This window comes from Mycobacterium intermedium (assembly GCF_002086275.1).
Classification (GTDB): domain Bacteria; phylum Actinomycetota; class Actinomycetes; order Mycobacteriales; family Mycobacteriaceae; genus Mycobacterium; species Mycobacterium intermedium.
Window position 1 is genome coordinate 1 of record NZ_MVHT01000252.1, and the last position, 1,087, is coordinate 1,087.

1 protein-coding gene is annotated in these 1,087 nt (G+C 69.7%); it reads left to right on the forward strand.

What is annotated here, in order from left to right; translation table 11 throughout:
• Positions 1-11 precede the first annotated feature (11 nt).
• A partial coding sequence (locus BST27_RS30510) for a 13E12 repeat family protein (RefSeq protein WP_083148842.1) occupies positions 12-1,087 on the forward strand: 1,076 nt, incomplete at its 3' end.

Here is a 1,087-nt window from a genome sequence, read left to right on the forward strand (position 1 = left end):
CCGAGGAGGCGTTGGCGTGGCTGGATGAGAATTTGGTGCGTCAGGAGGCGTTGGCGACCACGACCGCCGAGGTCACCACGTGGTTGGACCGGGTGCGGGCGGCTTCTCGGGTGGAGAATCAGGCCGCGGCCGCGCAGTTGGTGGCGATCGGGGAGTTGTTCGCCCACCGTTTCGCCGACTGCGGGTGTGAGGAGGACTGGGCCATCGATGCGGCGGCGGCGGTGGCCGCGGAGGTGGGGGCGGGGCTGCGGATCAGCCGGGGGTTGGCGCTGAGCCGGTTGCATTATGCGCGGGTGCTGCGCGAACGCCTGCCCAAGACCGGGGAGGTGTTCCGCGCCGGGGACATCGATTTTCGGGCGTTCGTCACGATCGCCTTCCACACCGAGGCGATCGAGGACCCGGCGATCCTGGCCCGTGTCGATGAGTTGATCGCCGCCAATATCCGGCGTTGGCCCTCACTGACGAGGGGCCGGTTGGGTGCGCAGGTGGACAAGATCGTGGCCGGCCAGGACCGTGATGCGTTACGGCGGCGCGACCGGCAGCAGGGTGATCGGCAGGTGTGGATCGGCGGGGATCAGGACGGCATCTCGCGCATCGAGGGCTGTTTCCTCACCCCGGATGCGCACGCCCTGGACAAGCGGCTGTCCGCGTTGGCGGCCACCGTGTGTGCCCATGATCCGCGCAGCCGGCAGCAGCGCCGCGCTGATGCGTTGGGGGCGTTGGCCGCCGGGGCGGATCGGCTGGCCTGTCACTGCCAACGCCCCGACTGCACCGCCGCCGGGAAGAAGGGGGCGGCCTCGCCGGTGGTCATCCACGTCATCGCTGAACACGCCACCCTGACCGGCACCGGCACCACCCCGGCCTCGGAGGTCAGCGCTAACGGGTTGATCACCCCTGAACTGGTGGCCGAGTTGGCTCACAGCGCGACGGTGGTGCCGTTGGCCCATCCCGGCTACAGCGCCCCCGAACCGCACTACCGGCCCTCGACCGCCTTGGCGGATTTCGTCAAGTGCCGGGATCTGACGTGTCGCTGGCCCGGGTGTGAGGTGTCGGCCTGGGACTGCCAGCTCGACCACACCATCCCGTA